18 protein-coding genes are annotated in these 17,912 nt (G+C 43.9%); 8 read left to right on the top strand and 10 right to left on the bottom strand.

Going from position 1 to position 17,912, the window contains the following annotated elements; all coding sequences use genetic code 11:
* Positions 1-32 precede the first annotated feature (32 nt).
* Genes GO620_RS07030 through GO620_RS07010 form a run of 5 tightly spaced genes read right to left on the bottom strand, consistent with a single transcriptional unit; the run spans position 33 to position 3,577 of the window.
* Complete coding sequence (locus tag GO620_RS07030; RefSeq protein ID WP_157523768.1) at positions 33-1,019, bottom strand: YihY/virulence factor BrkB family protein; 987 nt, start codon at positions 1,017-1,019, stop codon at positions 33-35.
* Positions 1,016-1,435 carry an acyl-CoA thioesterase gene (locus GO620_RS07025; RefSeq protein WP_157523767.1) on the bottom strand — a complete coding sequence of 140 codons (420 nt, stop codon included), beginning with the start codon at positions 1,433-1,435 and terminating at the stop codon, positions 1,016-1,018. Before GO620_RS07025 ends, GO620_RS07030 begins: the two co-directional genes overlap by 4 nt.
* Positions 1,435-2,487 (bottom strand): endolytic transglycosylase MltG, encoded by a 1,053-nt coding sequence (gene mltG / locus GO620_RS07020; protein WP_157523766.1) that lies wholly within the window; start codon positions 2,485-2,487, stop codon positions 1,435-1,437. Before mltG ends, GO620_RS07025 begins: the two co-directional genes overlap by 1 nt.
* 3 nt (positions 2,488-2,490) lie before the next feature.
* Positions 2,491-2,805: a rhodanese-like domain-containing protein gene (locus GO620_RS07015; protein ID WP_157523765.1), complete on the bottom strand. Its 315-nt coding sequence runs from the start codon at positions 2,803-2,805 to the stop codon at positions 2,491-2,493.
* Positions 2,786-3,577, bottom strand: coding sequence for a PASTA domain-containing protein (locus GO620_RS07010; protein WP_157523764.1), 792 nt, complete (start codon positions 3,575-3,577; stop codon positions 2,786-2,788). Before GO620_RS07010 ends, GO620_RS07015 begins: the two co-directional genes overlap by 20 nt.
* A 435-nt stretch (positions 3,578-4,012) precedes the next feature.
* Here GO620_RS07010 and GO620_RS07005 point away from each other — a divergent pair, with 435 nt between their 5' ends.
* The gene (locus GO620_RS07005) at positions 4,013-5,002 is read left to right on the top strand and encodes a D-alanine--D-alanine ligase (RefSeq protein WP_157523763.1); all 990 of its coding nucleotides are present in this window, start codon (positions 4,013-4,015) and stop codon (positions 5,000-5,002) included.
* Between the two features lie 119 nt (positions 5,003-5,121).
* Here the strand turns inward: GO620_RS07005 and GO620_RS07000 are convergent, their stop codons facing one another.
* Positions 5,122-5,532 carry an acyl-CoA thioesterase gene (locus GO620_RS07000; RefSeq protein WP_157523762.1) on the bottom strand — a complete coding sequence of 137 codons (411 nt, stop codon included), beginning with the start codon at positions 5,530-5,532 and terminating at the stop codon, positions 5,122-5,124.
* A gap of 435 nt (positions 5,533-5,967) precedes the next feature.
* Between GO620_RS07000 and rpsO the strand changes: the two genes are divergently transcribed.
* The 6 genes from rpsO to GO620_RS06970 all read left to right on the top strand — a co-directional run bounded on the left by rpsO (position 5,968) and on the right by GO620_RS06970 (position 11,963).
* Positions 5,968-6,246, top strand: coding sequence for a 30S ribosomal protein S15 (gene rpsO / locus GO620_RS06995; protein WP_157523761.1), 279 nt, complete (start codon positions 5,968-5,970; stop codon positions 6,244-6,246).
* A 127-nt stretch (positions 6,247-6,373) separates the two neighbouring features.
* Entirely contained in the window at positions 6,374-8,500 is a 2,127-nt protein-coding gene (gene pnp / locus GO620_RS06990) for a polyribonucleotide nucleotidyltransferase (RefSeq protein ID WP_157523760.1), read from the top strand.
* Between the two features lie 151 nt (positions 8,501-8,651).
* Positions 8,652-8,921: a hypothetical protein gene (locus GO620_RS06985; RefSeq protein WP_157523759.1), complete on the top strand. Its 270-nt coding sequence runs from the start codon at positions 8,652-8,654 to the stop codon at positions 8,919-8,921.
* 115 nt (positions 8,922-9,036) lie between these two features.
* Positions 9,037-9,687, top strand: coding sequence for a ribulose-phosphate 3-epimerase (rpe, locus tag GO620_RS06980; protein ID WP_157523758.1), 651 nt, complete (start codon positions 9,037-9,039; stop codon positions 9,685-9,687).
* A gap of 161 nt (positions 9,688-9,848) precedes the next feature.
* Positions 9,849-10,916, top strand: coding sequence for a 3-phosphoserine/phosphohydroxythreonine transaminase (serC, locus tag GO620_RS06975; protein ID WP_157523757.1), 1,068 nt, complete (start codon positions 9,849-9,851; stop codon positions 10,914-10,916).
* 81 nt (positions 10,917-10,997) lie between these two features.
* Entirely contained in the window at positions 10,998-11,963 is a 966-nt protein-coding gene (locus tag GO620_RS06970; protein ID WP_157523756.1) for a D-2-hydroxyacid dehydrogenase, read from the top strand.
* Positions 11,964-12,099: 136 nt separating this feature from the next.
* Here GO620_RS06970 and GO620_RS06965 read toward each other — a convergent pair whose 3' ends face one another.
* The 4 genes from GO620_RS06965 to GO620_RS06950 all read right to left on the bottom strand — a co-directional run bounded on the left by GO620_RS06965 (position 12,100) and on the right by GO620_RS06950 (position 16,791).
* The gene (locus GO620_RS06965) at positions 12,100-13,497 is read right to left on the bottom strand and encodes an MBL fold metallo-hydrolase RNA specificity domain-containing protein (protein ID WP_157523755.1); all 1,398 of its coding nucleotides are present in this window, start codon (positions 13,495-13,497) and stop codon (positions 12,100-12,102) included.
* Positions 13,498-13,602: 105 nt separating this feature from the next.
* Complete coding sequence (locus GO620_RS06960) at positions 13,603-15,435, bottom strand: ABC transporter ATP-binding protein (RefSeq protein WP_157523754.1); 1,833 nt, start codon at positions 15,433-15,435, stop codon at positions 13,603-13,605.
* Between the two features lie 29 nt (positions 15,436-15,464).
* Positions 15,465-16,007, bottom strand: a complete 543-nt coding sequence (locus GO620_RS06955) for a hypothetical protein (RefSeq protein ID WP_244139473.1) — start codon at positions 16,005-16,007, stop codon at positions 15,465-15,467.
* A gap of 7 nt (positions 16,008-16,014) precedes the next feature.
* Positions 16,015-16,791, bottom strand: a complete 777-nt coding sequence (locus GO620_RS06950) for an SAM hydrolase/SAM-dependent halogenase family protein (RefSeq protein WP_157523753.1) — start codon at positions 16,789-16,791, stop codon at positions 16,015-16,017.
* Positions 16,792-16,893: 102 nt separating this feature from the next.
* Between GO620_RS06950 and GO620_RS06945 the strand changes: the two genes are divergently transcribed.
* Positions 16,894-17,853: a PhoH family protein gene (locus GO620_RS06945; protein ID WP_157523752.1), complete on the top strand. Its 960-nt coding sequence runs from the start codon at positions 16,894-16,896 to the stop codon at positions 17,851-17,853.
* Positions 17,854-17,912 lie beyond the last annotated feature (59 nt).

The raw sequence follows: 17,912 nt of genomic DNA, 5'->3' as shown, positions 1-17,912 counted from the left end.
TAAAAATTTGGTTATAAGCCCCTGACGTGCAGCTATTTATGCTGCTCTATTTTTTGCGCCGCCGATTTAAAGGTGTTAAACCTAGGCTTCGCGATCTTCACATTCTGCTTGGAAAGGTCAATGCTGGCGTTCAATTCAAAGCCAATCAAAATGATCAGCGAATTTAAATACAGCCATATCATTACCACGATAAGGGTGCCGATAGAGCCATAAACTTTGTTATAAGCACCAAAATTGTTGATGTAATAACTAAATCCCATAGAAGTAAGCACTGCAAGGGTAGTAGCCAGAATAGCGCCCGGACTTACTAACTTCCAGCGGCGGCGCTTGTGTGCAGGGCCATAACGGTATAGCAATGCCAGGGTAAAGAAGAAGATCACCACTACAATAAGCCATCGTACAAATGAAATTACATAACTCCAAAACCAGCCATCAGTATCCAGTCTGGTGCGGATGAAAACAATAACCGCCTGCCCGGCAATTAAAATACAAATGGCTAGGAACAGCGACATACTGATCACAAATGTGAGTACCAAAGCAATCCACCTGCGCCTTAGCCACGGCCTGGTTTCTTTAATAAGCGATGATTTATTAAAGGCCTGCATTAATTTATAAATGCCATTTGTAGCAAAATAAGCCGCCGAAACGAAGCCAATTGATAGCAAAGAACCGTTTTGGTTTTTAATGATGTCTTTAATAGTGCTCTCGAATGCGAGGTATGCATTATGCGGCAACACTGTTGCGATCAGTCCGATAAGCTCGTCCTGAAAATGGTGTACGGGAACATACGGGATAAGCGTGAAAAGGAAAATGATGGCAGGAAAGAAGGCAAGCATAAAACTGTAGGCCAATGAAGACGCCTTATTTACCAGCGATTCTTGTTGGATCTCTTTAAAAAAGAAAACCGCGACAGTATGCAGCGGTAACGGCCTAAAGCCCGGAATAATGGCAACCTTAGTCCAGTCTATGATCCACTGGTAAAATCTAAACTTGCTTAGAAAACGGTGCAGCCATTTCATTTTTCTAATTTATCGAAAAATGGCTTTACTGCATCAAGGAAATCCTGTCCCGGCAGGCATGGTCTTCCGCTGGCCATATTAACGAACACCAGGGCTGTTTCTCCCGTGTTGATCAGCTCGCCTTGCTCATTGTTAAGTTCGTAACGGAAATGAATACGTATGCCGGGCATCTTATCCATTATCACTTTTACGCTTATCTCTTCGTCATAACGGGCTGGCTTTAAATACTTACATTTCATCTCCATAACGGGCATCATAATGCCTGATGCTTCCATGGAGCTGTAGGTGAGGCCTAAACTGCGCAGCATTTCCACACGGCCAACCTCATAAAACTGGGCGTAGTTGCCGTAATACATATAACCCATCTGGTCAGTTTCGCCATAGCGTACCCTTATTTTGGTAGTGTGTGTAAACATTACCGTTTTATATTCCGCTGGTCTAATGCTTGCTGAAAACGCCGTGCATTGGCCTTATGGTCTGCCTCGTTGGTGGCGAAGTTATGATAGCCGGAAAAATCCTCTTTAGCGCACATATACAGATAAGCGTTGTTATCACGGTTTAACACCGCGTTAATGGCATTGATAGACGGCATCATCACCGGGCCGGGGGGCAGTCCCGTATGAACATAAGTATTGTACGGCGACGGGTTAGACAAATATCTGTTGAGCACCCTTTTAATGGTGAAATCATTCATAGCGTAGATCACTGTGGGATCGGCCTGAAGCTTCATACCCTTGTTCAGTCGGTTTAGGTAAAGGCCTGCAATTTTAGGCATTTCGTCGTCATGTAGGGCTTCGGCGTCCACAATGGATGCTAAGATCGAAACTTCAATAGGGGTGAGATTAAGGGCGACGGCTTTTTGCTTACGCTGAGGTGTCCAGAACTTCTCGTAAGCACCATACATCTTTTTAAAGAACTTCTCGGGCGTGATATTCCAGTAAACCTGGTAAGTGTTCGGCAAAAACATGGTATACACATCCTCAGTGCTAAAACCGTATTGTTTTATGTAAGACGCGGAATCGAGCAGGCGGATCAGGGACAATGAATCGGGTTCAATCTTTTTACCCATAAAGCCTGCAAACTGTGTTTTTAACCTTAGGTTATGGAATGAAATATCAACCGGCGATTGTGTGCCCGATGCCAGCATATTAATCAGCGCACGGTTACTCATACCTTCCTTCAACTTGTAGCGGCCCGGTTTTACCCTGTTCACATATTTCATGTTATGCGCCGCCCATAAAAAAGTAGTAGTGTCGTTCACCATTTGGTGGGTTTTGACGGAATCGAACACTTCCTTAAAATCGGCGCCGGTGTGTATATACAAGTATTCCTGTTTGCCACTCACATTAGGACCAAAGTACCTCAGGTAGTAAAAAATTCCGGTACCGGCTAATGCAATTATTACGATCACCACCAGCGCGATGATGAATTTTTTAAAAGTGCCGCCAGATGATTGTCCTTCAGCCATAAATTATTTGTTAGAATTTAGTTTTTGTAGTGCCAGTAAACCACCAGTAAGGTTCCTGACGTTCTGATAACCGTTTTGAATGAGAATTGATTGCGCCGTTTCGCTGCGTTTACCCACTTTGCAAATCACAATAACCTCGTCCTCCATATCAAAGTTTACAGTTTGTAAGTCCTCTTGTAAACGGCTTACGGATATATTTTGTCCGCCGATATTATAGGTGTGATACTCTATAGCTTCGCGCACGTCTAAAATATTGAGTGATTCGTTATTGTTAAGCCGTTGCGAAAATTCCTGCGCATTAATGCTGGGGTTGTTCATCTGTTTTCTTACCCTGGCTAACAGTTAAGTTTATACGTGTGCCTATACTGGTTTTGCTTGTCGAATCGGCCCGCATTGGCGTCTGTGCAACCACAATTACATTGGTAGAATCTGTAATGGTTCCCTGGTACATAATGGTCCCCAATACCAGCCCTGCGCCATGGATGGCGAATTTAGCAGCGTCAAGATCGAGGTTCACCAATTCAGGGATCTCAACTTCGCTGGCACCTTTACCATCGCCCAGCACCAGATCAACCTTAGATCCTTTTGGCAGCTTTGTGCCGGTTTTTATAGGCTGGCCGCCAAACATTACCGCGAGTATGCGGTCGCGGGCAATATCTGCTTTGTACGTAGTGTCGCCAACCTTCAAGCCAAAATTAGATAGCGTGGCAACGGCCTCGCGGTAGGTGCTTTGCTCCAGATCAGGCAGTTGTACGTTTGGTGCAAGTTGCGTTACCACAGTAAGATAAACGGTGCGGTTCTCTTTTACGTTGGTGCCCGCATCGGGGTCTTGTTCTATCACCGTCCCCGGTGCCTGGTCAAGCACATAAACAGAATCTATCTGGTATTTAAAGCCTTGCTGGTCTAACAGGCTCATGGCCCGGCTTACCTGCATCCCTTTTAGCTGTGGTACAGGCGCACCCTCGCCATGACGGGTATAGTAACCTAAAGAAAGGTACGCGATAAGCAACACGGCAACTACCGCACCTATGGCACCTAATATATTATTGCGGAAACTTTTGGTCTTTAAATAAGCCCGGAGTTTGTTCATCTGTGTTTATAAGTACAATTGTTTGTGCCTGGTTAAAGGCTATCAAACATAAATATAATTTTGGAAACGATGGTTCAAATGTGTTTCCGCACATATGACAAGTTCAATTCAGCAGTGTCAAAATGGTTGCAATTTATGACTTATCAGTCATCTTTTGTCGAAACACTGACAAAGTAGTGCTTGCAGGTAAACGCTGTAAGTTACTGATAACAAACTAAAAGCAATATCCCGTCACATACTTAAAGTATGTAACAGGTGTTTCACCTGTTTCAAGTGAAACAGTGAAACAGCAAGTCGAAAAGCATATGAGCGATTCAAGTATTCGGTAACGATACGCCGGCAAATTGGGCACGTGTGTGTGAAATTTGATAACACTAGACGGGAAGTTTAAACTATTTGATGGGGCTTTATAGCTTATAATTATCTTTGAGAACTATGTCTGTAAAAAACATTGCCCTGCTTGCGGGTGGCTACACCGGCGAATATGAAGTTTCTATTAACAGCGCGAAAAATATTGCTGCTACCCTTGACTCTGCCGAGTTTAAAGTCTATACGATACTGATCAACCGGGATTCTTGGTTTTATGAATCGGCCGGCGGTAAGATAGGAGTTGATAAAAACGATTTTAGTCTTACCATTGATGGTGATAAAGTCAAATTCGACGCGGCATTTATTACCGTGCATGGCACGCCCGGTGAGGACGGCAAGCTGCAGGGCTATCTGGACATGCTGGGCATACCCTACAATACCTGCGACGCTGCCACGTCAGCCCTGACCATGAACAAAGCGAACACCAAAACCATTGTTCATGGCATAAAACATTTGCATACCGCAAAGTCGCTCAGGTTATTTAAAAAAGACCTGCACGACGTAACTACCGTCTCCGCGACTTTGAGATTTCCTTTGTTCATAAAACCAAACAATGGTGGCAGCAGTGTGGGCATGAGCAAAGTGCACAACGTAGCCGAACTGCCCGGCGCGTTGGAAAAGGCATTCCACGAAGACAGCCAGATATTGGTTGAGGAATTTATCGAGGGCCGCGAATTTAGCATCGGCATTGCGCGATTGGATCATCACCTTACGGTTTTACCGGCTACGGAGATTATTACGCACAAAGAGTTTTTTGATTATGAAGCTAAATATACACCCGGCGCAAGTAAAGAGATAACGCCCGCGGACCTTACTGCCGAACAAAACGAAACCATCCAAGAAATTGTAACCGAAGTGTACCTGCGCCTTAATTGTAAAGGCATGGTGCGGGTTGACTTCATCCTGCAAAAACAAACCAGCGATTTTTATTTCATAGAGATAAATACCACGCCGGGGCAATCGGCAGCCAGCCTGATACCGCAGCAGGTACGCGCTGCCGGTTTGGACCTGCAGAAGTTTTATGGAGATATTATAAACGGGGCGGCTAATAGTTAATCATCCCTTTTGTCATTTCGACGAAGCATGAGGAGAAATCTTCTCCAAGTGGAGCAGAATTTATAAGGCAGAAGATTCCTCGCAGGCTCGGAATGACAAATTTGTAAATGGGTCGGTCTTTACATCTGGTAATGTTTGATCACATGCGCAGGAAGCTTTACAGCCTTACCTGTCGCTACCTCGATCATACTGAAATCGAACCAACCGTCGCAGCAAATTTTCTTGGTAGCTTTGTTGCTGATGCTGAAATGCACCCGGCAGCCACGCTCGTCAATAGTTTCTATGCCTGTCTTTACCAGGAAGTAATCGCCCATAGCCAGCGGGCGTTTAAAGTCCATTTGCACGGCGCGCACTACCCAGCCGAAGCCTTTGGTTATAAAGCTCTCCATGCTCATGCCGTAGCAGGTGTCCATCTGCTCATAACGGGCGGCCAGCACATAGTCGAAATACTTGCTGTTGTGCACATGGTGGAACATATCTATATCGTCGGGGCGCACCCGGTGCTCGGTTTCAAAAACGGCGTATGGCATTTTGAAAATTCAAAAGGTAAAATTCAAAAGTAAAAAATAGGAGGGTTGGTGCAAGGGGAAAATCTCCATCACGTCTTTGCGAGGAATAAATCGACGAAGCAATCTCAAAAGTATTTTTTCGGTAGGCAATTGCGTGGTTGGTTCACGTTAGCGATAGCAGCAGATACAGCATATAGCCCGACCGCCAAAGGCGGGGACGCCATGTGAGAATTTGTAGAGGAATTGTGAAAGAAATTGAAATAAATGTGAAATGCTTAATCACTGAATTTTCATCACATAAGTTTCCAAAAAGTGTGTCTAAGATATAATAGACAAAGGTTTGCCATTGTGGGCGCTTAAATTCTAAGTGTGAAGGATTGTGAAATTTTTCAATTTTTTTCATTACATTTGCACCACAATTAACAAAAGTTACACGCTTTAATATTATTCAACGTAATGTATTTAAGTAAAGAAGCAAAGGCAGAGATCTTTGCAAAACACGGTGGCGAAGCTACCAACACAGGTTCGGCAGAAGGCCAGGTTGCATTATTTACAACCCGTATTGCGCACTTGACCGGCCACTTAAAGAAAAACAAAAAAGATTTTTCTACGCAATTATCATTGCAAAAACTGGTAGGTAAACGCCGTGCATTGCTGGCTTACCTATACAAAAAAGACATTAACAGGTACCGTGCTATCATCAAAGCATTAGAGCTACGTGATATCATTAAGTAACTTTTAAGCAAAATTGACAAAAAGCCGTCGGGATATTCCCCGATGGCTTTTTTTGATTAGAAACAACAATTTTATACATAGAAAAATGGCGCGCTCCCAAAGATGAAAAGCGTGCCGAATTAACAAAATGAAAGTAATTAACAAAGTTATTGATCTGGGCGATGGCCGTACCATCGAGATCGAGACCGGTAAACTGGCTAAACAGGCAGACGGTTCTGTAGTAGTAAAAATGGGCGACACCATGTTGCTGGCTACTGTAGTATCATCGCCGGAGGCTAAAGAAGGGGTAGATTTTTTACCACTGTCTGTAGATTACCAGGAAAAATACGCGGCAACCGGCCGTATCCCGGGTGGCTTTTTACGCCGCGAAGCACGTTTGTCCGACTATGAGGTATTGATTTCCCGTTTAGTAGACCGCGCATTACGCCCGATGTTCCCTGAGGATTATCACGCGGATACACAGGTAATGATATCGTTGATATCTGCCGATAAGGATATTATGCCTGATGCGCTTGCAGGCTTGGCAGCGTCAGCAGCTTTAGCCGTTTCTGATATTCCGTTCAACGGCCCTATTTCAGAAGTGCGCGTTGCAAAGATCGACGGGCAGTTGGTGATCAATCCCCGCTTAAGCGAATTGGAGCGCGCTACTTTAGAATTCATTGTGGCAGGTTCTGAGCACGACATTAACATGGTTGAGGGTGAGTCGAAAGAAATTCAGGAAGCTGAATTGGTTGAAGCTATCAAATTTGCACACCAGGCTATTAAAGTTCAGTGCCTTGCACAAAAAGAACTGACACAAGAAGTTGGCAAAACAGAAAAACGTACTTACAGCCACGAGCACAGCAATGAGGACTTGAAAAAGGCCATTTATGCTGCTACTTACGACCAGGTGTACGCAGTTGCGTCATCAGCATCTAGCAAAGATGGGCGTGCGGTTAAATTCAAAGAAGTACGCGACAACTTCATCGCAACTTTAGGCGAGATAGACGACATTACCAAATTCCTGGCAAAGAAATATTATCACGACGTAGAGTATGATGCCATCCGCAATTTGGTATTAGACGAAGGTAAGCGCCTTGACGGCCGTAAAACTACTGAGATACGCCCTATCTGGAGCGAGGTAAGCTATTTACCTGCTGCTCACGGTTCGGCAGTGTTTACCCGTGGCGAAACACAATCATTAACCTCTGTAACCCTTGGTGCTAAAACCGACGAGCAGATGATAGATGGCGCTTTCATCAATGGCTACAACAAGTTCTTATTACATTATAACTTCCCTGGTTTCTCAACCGGCGAGGTTCGTCCTAACCGTGGTGCCGGTCGCCGCGAAATTGGCCACGGTAATCTGGCTATGCGCTCGTTAAAACAAGTGCTCCCGTCTGATGATGAGAATCCATACACAATCCGTGTGGTATCTGATATTTTGGAATCTAACGGCTCTTCATCTATGGCTACTGTGTGTGCAGGTACATTGGCTTTGATGGATGCCGGTGTGAAAATCAAGGCGCCTGTATCGGGCATAGCAATGGGATTGATCACTAATGAAATGGGTACTAAATATGCTATCCTTTCTGACATTTTGGGTGACGAAGACCACTTAGGTGATATGGACTTTAAAGTTACCGGTACCGCTAACGGTATTGTTGCTTGCCAGATGGACTTGAAGATCAATGGCCTTTCGTGGGAAGTGTTAACCAACGCTTTAGACCAGGCTAAACAAGGCCGTATACACATCCTTGGCGAAATGGCTAAAACTATTACTGCGCCTCGCGAAGATTACAAACCGTTTGCTCCGCGCATCATAACCCTGAAGATCGATAAAGAATTTATCGGTGCGGTTATAGGTCCCGGTGGTAAGATCATCCAGGAAATGCAACGCGAAACCGGCGCTACCATTAACATTGAAGAGGTTGGCAATCAAGGCGTTGTTCAGGTATTTGCAGACCATAAAGATAAGATCGACGCTGCAGTGGCACGCATCCGTGCAATTGCTGCCCGCCCTGAGGTTGGTGAAATTTATGAGGGTAAAGTACGCTCAATAATGCCTTTTGGCGCGTTTGTTGAGATAATGCCTGGTAAAGACGGCCTATTACACATCTCTGAAATTGACCACAAACGTTTAGAAACTATGGACGGTGTGTTTGAAGTAGGAGAGATGGTAAAAGTGAAGTTGATAGATGTTGATAAGCAAGGTAAATTGAAACTTTCGCGCAAAGTTTTGATCCCAAAGCCGGAACGTCAGGAAAATAAATAGTACATTTAACAAACTTGATAATGAAGCCCTCACAACGTGAGGGCTTTTTTGTTTTAACTATTTTTCAACAATTGAAAACAATTTTTTAATTCTTCCCTTTTAATTGCGTGAAGTTGCTAAAACTTATTATTTACAAAAGACGCTACCATACATGAATGCCCCGTCTGACCCACTTGAATTCCTGAACGGCGGGCCCGAAAATTTGCGGCAAGGCACCGGCAATGATCTGGTGCAATCTCTTTTGTATGAAATTGTTCGCGTAAAAGACCTGATAAAATATTATGAAGAACTACCCGGTGGCGCCGGGCAACTTGGTGCTGCAATCTTAAAGGAACTGGTTGCTGAGGCCTACAATTCCCTCGTTAACTATGATACGGAACTAATGTCTAAATACTACGACCTGCTGCAGAACTGCGATTAGCGCTACGCGAACTATCGACGATAGTCCATATATCAGAGCAACTCAACAGCGTTTCTCATTAAATCTATGGTCTATGGTCCATTGTCCATGGTCTAAAAATGATATATTTGAAACCATGAACCGCTTGATAGCTCCGTCAATTCTTTCTGCCGATTTTGCTAACCTGCAGCGCGATGTAGAGATGCTGAACAACAGCGACGCCGATTGGATACATGTTGATGTAATGGATGGCAAGTTTGTTCCCAATATATCATTCGGGTTTCCGGTAATCAAGGCTATAAAGCAGTACACTACAAAGCCGCTCGATGTCCACCTGATGATAGTTGAGCCCGACCGGTACCTTAAGGACTTCAAAGATGCCGGTGCTGACCATATCACCGTTCATTACGAAGCATGTGTACATTTAAATCGCACAGTTCGGGCCATCAAAGATCTTGGTTGCACTGCAGGTGTTTCTCTAAATCCGCATACTCCTGTAGCGTTGTTGGCTGACATTATTACCGAGATAGACCTGGTACTCATCATGTCTGTAAACCCGGGTTTCGGGGGACAAAAATTTATTCAGAACACCTATAAAAAGCTCACCGATCTTAAACAATTAATCGACGATACAGGTGCTGATGTTTACGTCGAAGTAGATGGGGGATTGAGCGATGGGAATATCAAACAACTTTCGGAAGCTGGTGCTAATGTCTTCGTTGCAGGAAATTCGGTTTTCTCTGCTAATGATCCCTCACAAATGATCTCGAGGCTTAAATCTATCTAACAATTTAATTTTTCCGTAAGTGCTTCCATTGATGATTTGTTAATCAACTACGAATTTTTGATTAACCTGTGATAATAAATCATTCCATTTATTGCCAAACTAATATTCAATTTGCTAATTTCGGCAGTCGCTAATCAAGTGCGGCAGATAACAAAAAACATATGAAACATAACTTTGGTGCCGGTCCGGGCATCCTGCCTCACGAGGTATTAAAGCAAGCAGCAGAAGGCGTTGTTGATTTTAATGGTATTGGTTTATCTATCCTTGAAATATCGCACCGTTCGCCAGAGTTTGAAGCTGTGCTTGCCGAGGCTGTTAAATTAGTTAAGGAGTTGTTAAATGTACCCGAGGGGTATTCGGTATTGTTTTTGCAAGGCGGCGCAAGTACACAATTCGCGTTAGTGCCGTTTAACTTACTACCTCAGGACGGCAAAGCAGCTTATCTGGAAACAGGTGTATGGGCTAATAAGGCACTTAAAGAAGCAAAAAACTTCGGGAATGTCGAGATCATAGCTTCTTCAAAAGCTGATAATTTCACCTACATACCTAAAGATTACACTATCCCTGCGGACGCGTCATATTTCCATATTACAACCAATAATACGATATATGGAACGCAGCTGCATGAGTATCCTAAATCGCCGGTGCCAATGGTTGCAGATATGTCTTCAGATATTTTCAGCCATCCTATAAACGTTGCTGATTTTGGTTTGATCTACGCAGGGGCACAAAAGAACATGGGCCCGGCAGGAACTACCCTGGTAATTGTGAAAAATGAGATATTGGGTAAAACGGGCAGGACCATTCCAGCGATGTTCGATTATCCAACACAGGTAGAGGGTGGTTCTATGTATAACACCCCACCGGTATTTGCCATTTATGTGTCCATGCTTACCCTGCGCTGGTTAAAAGCCAAAGGTGGCGTCGAGGCGATCGAGAAAGAAAATAAAGCAAAAGCGGACGCACTCTATGTCGAGATAGACCGCAATCCATTGTTTAAAGCGGTGTGCGCTAAAGACGACCGCTCTTACATGAATGTAACCTTTGTATGTACTAATCCGGAGCATGAGAAAGCCTTTTTAGAACTTTGTGATGAAAAGGATATAGTAGGTGTAAAAGGCCACCGTAGCGTTGGCGGTTTCCGTGCGTCTATCTATAATGCATTACCTATCACCAGCGTACATGTGCTGATAGACGCGATGCAGGAGTTTGCGGAGAAAAATAAATAACAACCCCCTTGCCCCTTAAAGGGGGTAAGAATCAGATACACCCCCTTCAGGGGGATTGGGGGTGTCAATAACTAAAAAGAAATGATCAGAATATTAGCTAATGACGGGATAGACCCGATAGGTCAGCGTTTACTAGAAGGTGCAGGCTTTACCGTCGATACAGAATTTGTACCTCAGGATCAATTGCCAGAGGCTCTTCAAAATTACGATGCCATCACTGTACGTAGTGCTACTAAAGTGCGACAATCACTTATTGACGCCTGCCCTAATCTAAAATTGATCGGTCGCGGCGGAGTAGGTATGGATAATATTGATGTTGAGTACGCGAAGGAAAAAGGTGTGGCTGTATATAACACGCCTGCCTCATCATCATTATCTGTTGCGGAGCTGGTTTTTGCCCACTTGTTTACAGGTATCCGTTTCCTTCAGGATGCAAACCGTAGAATGCCTGCCGAAGGCGACACAAAGTTTAACGATCTGAAAAAGGCTTACGCAAAAGGTGTTGAGCTACGTGGCAGCACCATCGGTATACTTGGTTTTGGCCGGATAGGCCGGGAGGTTGCTAAAATAGCTATTGGTTTAGGGATGGAAGTTTTGGCTTATGACCTTTACCCATTCGACCCTACATTAGAGGTTATTTTAGGTGGTGGCATCAAAGTTAACGTTCCGGTGAAAGTTGCAACTAAAGATGAGATCATTGCTATAGCGGACTTCATTACACTGCATACACCGTTTTTAGACCAGCCGGTGTTGGATGCCGCCTCTTTTGATCAAATGAAAAAAGGTGTTGGTATCATCAATTGTTCACGTGGGGGCTTGATTGACGAATCTGCGTTAATTGCCGCCTTAGACAACGATAAAGTTTCTTTTGCCGGATTAGACGTTTTTGATAACGAACCGACACCGCGTAAGGATATTCTTACTCACTCTAAGATTTCACTATCTCCGCACATTGGTGCCTCTACAAATGAAGCGCAAGAGCGTATAGGTACCGAACTGGCTAATCTGATTATCGATTATTTTAAGAACGTATCGGTAGCTGAATAAGCATTTTTTCGTTCTGAACGTGGTGAAGAATTTTATTCAGTAGTGCATTTGCGCATAAGATCCTTCGCGTTGCTCAGGATGACAGAGAGGTAGCTAACAAACTACAAAGGCCACTAAAAAGAGTGGCCTTTGCTATTTACAAAGTGTAAGTAATGCCTTTCTCAGGTATACTTACCGCGTAATCTTCATCCTCGATAGCTGCTGCCAGCGCGTCCATACTCTGCGGATCGCCGTGTACCAGGAAAACCGTTTTCAATTTGTCTTTATTCTGGCCACGAACCACATCCATAAGATCATCGTGGTCGCCGTGGGCACTTAAAACGTCGGTTTGTTTTATCGTAGCGTAAACGGCTAACTCGCGGTCGCGGATGTGAACAATAGGGTCACCGCGTAAAAGACGGAAACCAAGGGTGCCTTTTGCGCAATAGCCGATAAACAAGATAGTGCAGTAGTAATTTTGGATATTGTAAAATAAATGGTCCTGGATACGGCCGCCTTCGAGCATACCGGCAGAAGATATGATCACACACGGCTCAAAGTAATTTGAGATATCACGGCTCTCGTTTATATTCTCAACGTAGGTAAGGTTATCAAACTCAAACTCGTCGCCTTCGCGGTCGTAAAAGTCCCTGCTTTCTTCGTTCAACAACGTATGGTATTTTCTGAATGTTTCTGTAGACCGTATAGCCAAAGGGCTATCTACAAAAACTTTAACAGGCGGCAATAAACCGCTGCTAAAAATTTTGTTGAGCGAATAAACCAGCGATTGCGTACGGCCAATGCTAAATGCCGGGATGATTAGCCTGCCATTCTCTTTCACACATGCCTTATCTATCGTCTCAACTAAAACTTCTTCAACGGTTTTACCTTTTGTATGATGGCGGCCGCCATAAGTAGATTCGGTCACTAAGAAATCCACCTGCGGCAAAGGCTGAGGATCATTAAGTACAGGATAGTTTTTACGCCCGATATCGCCCGTAAACGCAATGGTTTTCTCTTTGCCGTTGTCATTGATCTTTAGAACAGCTGCAGCCGCGCCTAACAGATGACCAACCGGAATAAACGTCAGTTCGATATCGCCGGTCATACGGAACGGTTTATTGAAACCTATGGTGACAAACCGTTCTGCAGTGTCCATTACATGTTTCTGAAGATAAAGTGGTTGATTGCCACCACTGTCGTGGTGCCGCTTCTTTCCACGCTTATTGCCGCCTTGCATTTTACGCAAAAAGATATTAACTGAATCCATCATTAGCATTTCTGCAAGATCGGCGGTAGGGGCGGTGCACAGGATCTGGCCTGCATAACCCAATCGAACAAGTGTCGGCAAGTTACCCGAGTGGTCGATGTGCGCATGGGTAAGTATCACCACATCTATTTCTTCCGGCCGAAATGGGAAATTCTCATTGGCAATGGTGCTGCGGTCGCGCTCGTAATCAAGGCCGCAGTCTATTAATATTTTGTATCCGTTAACCTCGAGCAAATGCATGCTTCCGGTTACCTGGCGGGCTGCCCCGTGTATGGTTAAGTTCATTTTATCGTTTCCCTTTTAGAGGTCATGCCGAACTGGTTTCGGCATCCCACATTTAGGTTGAATGTCGTTTGAGATCCCGAAACAAGTTCGGGATGACTTATTGTATTAAGACGTTGCGCTCTCTAACTGCAATTGGCTTAAATAGCGGTACAGGCCGCCATCATGCGCCATTAACTCTTCGTGTGTGCCGGTTTCTGTTATAATGCCCTTATCCAATACGATGATCTTATCCGCTTCGCGGATGGTAGATAAGCGGTGAGCAATGATCACCGAAGTGCGGCCTTTCATCAGCACTTCTAAAGCGTCTTGCACCAAACGTTCAGATTCAGAGTCGAGCGATGACGTTGCTTCATCCAGTATCAAAATAGATGGGTTCTTCAACAGTGCCCTTGCTATCGCGATCCGCTGCCGCTGTCCGCCTGAAAGTTTAACGCCACGCTCGCCAACAAGCGTATCATATCCTTCAGGAAAATTACTGATAAACTGATGTGCGTTTGCTTGTTTTGCAGCCTGTATCACATCTTCGCGGCTCGCGCTAAGCGCGCCGTATTGAATATTCTCTAAAATCGTACCGCCGAATAATAAGACATCCTGTGGTACGATCGCCACCTGGTTACGGATGTCCGTTAAGGTATAAGCGTTCGCCGGCTTTCCATCGAACAAGATTGTTCCGCTTTGCGGATAATAGAATTGCAGAATCAGCGCAGCCATTGTTGATTTGCCGGACCCACTCGGACCTACTATCGCCACTTTTTGGCCGGCTGTGGCATCAAAGCTAATGCTATTTAAAACAGTGATCTCAGGTCGTGAAGGGTAAAAGAAGTTTACGTTATTAAAGCTAAGATTACCGCTTATCTTTTGTTTAATTATATTATCCTCTGCGTTGATCGACACAGGCTCTGCGTTTTCATTCAATATTTCCAGCACGCGTTCGCTGGCACCCACGGCTTTTTGCATGTTGGCGTATAGTTCGGGAAAGCTACCCATCGCTGCTGCAACAAATATGGCATAAAGCACAAATTTTGTAAGGTCACCAACGGTCATCTCGCCGTGGCTAACTAATGATGAGCCATACCATATAACGCCGATGATGGTACCGAACAAGCAAAACACAATAAATGAGGCAAATATCCCACGGAACCGTGCACCCTTAACAGCAATGTTTACAACCTCCCGCAGATTACCATTGTAACGTTTAGCTTCATAAGCCTCATTAACAAAGGCCTTTACATTAGCGATGCCTTGTAAGGTCTCTTCAACAATGGTGTTTGAGTCGGCTAATTTATCCTGCGCCTGGCGTGATATCTTGCGTATAAAACGTCCGAACACAACCGCAAAAGCGATAAGGAAGGGCAGAAGTGCCAGTAAGCTTAAAGTAAGTTTTATAGATACAATAGCCAGCAAGGTGACTCCGCCCACCATCAATATTAATTGGCGGATCATTTCTGCAAGCGTTGTAGTAATGGCATCTTGTATTTGAGAAAGATCTGCAGAAATACGGCTGTTCAGTTCACCAACCCTGCGGTTGCTGAAGAAATTCATTGGCAAAGTGATCAGCTTAAAATAAGTGTCCCTGCGGATATCTGCCAAAGCTTTTTCTGCGACCTGCACAAACCATACAACACGGAAGTAGGAAACAAAAGCTTGAACGAATAGCACGCTGAAAGCGGTTAACCCAATAACAGTTAATCCGCCCGAAAGATATTTTGAATGTGTTTTGCCTTGCGCGGCGTCAATTAATGCGCCTAAAAAGGATGGAAACGCAAGGCCGACTATACTCGACACAAATAAAAACAGCAAGGCCGCTATAAATCTGCCACGATACGGCTTAATGTAACTGATTAATTTGCCTATGTTTTTAAGACTTTCCCTATTGATCTTTGCCTTTGGCAATTCTTTTTCAGAAGCATTGCCGCTATTCAACCTCGCTCTCGCCATTTATATTTCAAAAGGCACGAATTTACGCTTTAATTGCGGGTTCGTTTGCGGTTAACAAATAAAATTAACCCGATGATGACAACGACAATCGCTGCAGCCCACTTTTTAATCGAACTATTACGGTCTTCACTTTCTCTTAATTGTGCAGTAAGTTTTTCATTCTGTACACGAAGCTTGTTGATAGTAGTCATGTAGCCTATCGAAACATCCTGTGTCTCTTTGGCTTGGCTTTGCACAGTTTGTTGTTGATAGGAGCGATATTTAAGCTGATTGTCTTTAAGAGATAACAATACTTTAGTTTGTTCCAGAATGGCATTGTCTGTACGCGTAATATCCATTAATATCTCATTAGAACGGCGTATATCTTTTTTAGTCTGCAACCCAAATATCCCGGTATGCTGGCCCAGGCTTATTGTATAGTCGCCAAATTTAGCAACCCTTTGTGCCAGCATTGTATTTATCTTCTTGCGCTGGTTTTGGTAAGCAAGAGAATCGGGATCCGGCGTAATTGTTTGCGCAAATACAGATAAAGCGATCAAACAAATAATTAAAGTTATGAATGACTTAACCATCTGTATGTTATTGAAAATCAATAATAACACTATCACCCAAATTAAGGCCAAGCAAACCACTTGCGTTGCCTTTATTGATAGCGATCTCTAAATGATCGCTAATGCCAAACAGACAAAGCTTCTCACCCTCAGGTACTTCGTTGTAATGCCAGCTTAGATGTGTAATGGTTTCATTGCGTTTAAAGTAAAGCACAAACCGCCTGCCGTGCTGTACCTGGTTAAAAAAGTCTTTAGTGATATTGGTAATAACGTTTTGGAACGAGTCGATATAGATCACCATACCACGGATGAGGTTACGGTCTACAACCGGCTGCAGGTTCATTTTCTTTTCTGTCTCAACTATCGGTATGCCTATCTCTGTAAGAGAACCCCCGCCGGCAAGATGACATGCCGCCTTTACGAAAATATCGGCCAAAGGGAAGTGCAGGAACTTCAAATCCTGCATAATATTAAGCTCAACCATTTCTGTAGGCCCGGCGTCAAACATCAGCGAAAAAATGCCGTTGTCGGCCCCGACAAAAAAGTGGCCTTTATAAGCAACAGCCAGGTAACGGGTGTGGGTGTTAAAAACGGTATCGATGCCAATAAGGTGTACGGTACCCGCAGGAAAATAATGGAAACTGTTTTTTAAAATGAACGCAGCCTGCTGTGTATTAAAAGCGGCTACGCTATGCGTAATGTCAACAATAGTAACGCCGGGTAACAAACTGAGTATGCTGCCTTTTAGCGCAGCCTGGTAGATATCTTTATCGCCCAGATCAGTTGTTAATGTTATTATTGGCATTGACTATTTCAAATATTTATTGTTAACCTTGTACAAGCGAACAACGCTGCAAATATTCAAATTTTTTAAGCATAAAAATCGGCCACTAAAAAATCATTTCTATTGAACGAACTTAAGATATCCCTCGAGAATGTTAACCCGGCTGTAGTGTGGGGACCAAATAATGATCATTTCGAGATCATTAAAAAACAATTTCCAAAGCTTAAAATAGTTGCCCGTGGTACTGAACTAAAAGTTTTAGGCGATGAGGCCGAACTAAAATCCTTTGACGACAAGTTTGCCAAACTGCTTAACCACGTAGAAAAATACGAATCTCTTAACATACAGGATATTGAGCGATTATTCGGCTCAAAAGTACAAGCACCTGAGCCTGCCGAAAACGCCAATGACAAGTCAACCACAGGCGAGGTGATCGTTTTTGGGCCTAATGGTATTTTAGTTAAAGCCCGTACGGCAAATCAGCGACGCATGGTTGACAGTATCGCTAAAAATGATATCATATTTGCCATAGGGCCTGCCGGCACGGGTAAAACGTATACAGCCGTCGCACTTGCCTGCCGTGCATTAAAGAATAAAGAAGTAAAACGCATTATACTCACTCGCCCCGCGGTAGAAGCAGGAGAGAACCTTGGTTTTTTACCGGGCGATCTAAAGGAAAAAATAGATCCGTATTTGCGCCCGCTTTATGATGCACTGGACGATATGATCCCTGCAGAAAAGTTGAAGCTTTATTTAGAAAACCGCACGATAGAGATCGCTCCTCTGGCATTTATGCGAGGCCGTACTTTGGATAATTGTTTTGTGATACTGGATGAGGCACAAAATGCTACCGATATGCAATTAAAGATGTTCCTAACCCGTATGGGACCATCAGCTAAATTCATTGTTACCGGCGACGTAACGCAAATAGACTTGCCTAAAAAACAACAATCTGGCCTGCATACCGCGTTGAAGATATTGCCTGACATAAAAGGTATAGACATTATTTACCTAACTGGCGAAGACGTAGTACGCCACAAATTGGTTAAACGCATATTAGAAGCTTACGGGGATATACAGTAGACATGAGATATTAGATTTGAGATAAAAGACACTTCCGTATAATTTTATCTCATATCTCA

It is taken from the genome of Mucilaginibacter ginkgonis, from assembly GCF_009754905.2.
GTDB lineage: Bacteria > Bacteroidota > Bacteroidia > Sphingobacteriales > Sphingobacteriaceae > Mucilaginibacter > Mucilaginibacter ginkgonis.
The sequence above is the reverse complement of the archived record's forward strand: the minus strand, read 5'-3'. Positions and strand labels throughout refer to the sequence as shown.

Coding starts and splice junctions, on each gene's coding strand:
- GO620_RS07030 (WP_157523768.1), bottom strand. CDS start 1,019: ATGAAATGGCTGCACCGTTTTCTAAGCAAGTTTAGATTTTACCAGTGG.
- GO620_RS07025 (WP_157523767.1), bottom strand. CDS start 1,435: ATGTTTACACACACTACCAAAATAAGGGTACGCTATGGCGAAACTGAC.
- mltG (WP_157523766.1), bottom strand. CDS start 2,487: ATGGCTGAAGGACAATCATCTGGCGGCACTTTTAAAAAATTCATCATC.
- GO620_RS07015 (WP_157523765.1), bottom strand. CDS start 2,805: ATGAACAACCCCAGCATTAATGCGCAGGAATTTTCGCAACGGCTTAAC.
- GO620_RS07010 (WP_157523764.1), bottom strand. CDS start 3,577: ATGAACAAACTCCGGGCTTATTTAAAGACCAAAAGTTTCCGCAATAAT.
- GO620_RS07005 (WP_157523763.1), top strand. CDS start 4,013: ATGTCTGTAAAAAACATTGCCCTGCTTGCGGGTGGCTACACCGGCGAA.
- GO620_RS07000 (WP_157523762.1), bottom strand. CDS start 5,532: ATGCCATACGCCGTTTTTGAAACCGAGCACCGGGTGCGCCCCGACGAT.
- rpsO (WP_157523761.1), top strand. CDS start 5,968: ATGTATTTAAGTAAAGAAGCAAAGGCAGAGATCTTTGCAAAACACGGT.
- pnp (WP_157523760.1), top strand. CDS start 6,374: ATGAAAGTAATTAACAAAGTTATTGATCTGGGCGATGGCCGTACCATC.
- GO620_RS06985 (WP_157523759.1), top strand. CDS start 8,652: ATGAATGCCCCGTCTGACCCACTTGAATTCCTGAACGGCGGGCCCGAA.
- rpe (WP_157523758.1), top strand. CDS start 9,037: ATGAACCGCTTGATAGCTCCGTCAATTCTTTCTGCCGATTTTGCTAAC.
- serC (WP_157523757.1), top strand. CDS start 9,849: ATGAAACATAACTTTGGTGCCGGTCCGGGCATCCTGCCTCACGAGGTA.
- GO620_RS06970 (WP_157523756.1), top strand. CDS start 10,998: ATGATCAGAATATTAGCTAATGACGGGATAGACCCGATAGGTCAGCGT.
- GO620_RS06965 (WP_157523755.1), bottom strand. CDS start 13,497: ATGAACTTAACCATACACGGGGCAGCCCGCCAGGTAACCGGAAGCATG.
- GO620_RS06960 (WP_157523754.1), bottom strand. CDS start 15,435: ATGGCGAGAGCGAGGTTGAATAGCGGCAATGCTTCTGAAAAAGAATTG.
- GO620_RS06955 (WP_244139473.1), bottom strand. CDS start 16,007: ATGGTTAAGTCATTCATAACTTTAATTATTTGTTTGATCGCTTTATCT.
- GO620_RS06950 (WP_157523753.1), bottom strand. CDS start 16,791: ATGCCAATAATAACATTAACAACTGATCTGGGCGATAAAGATATCTAC.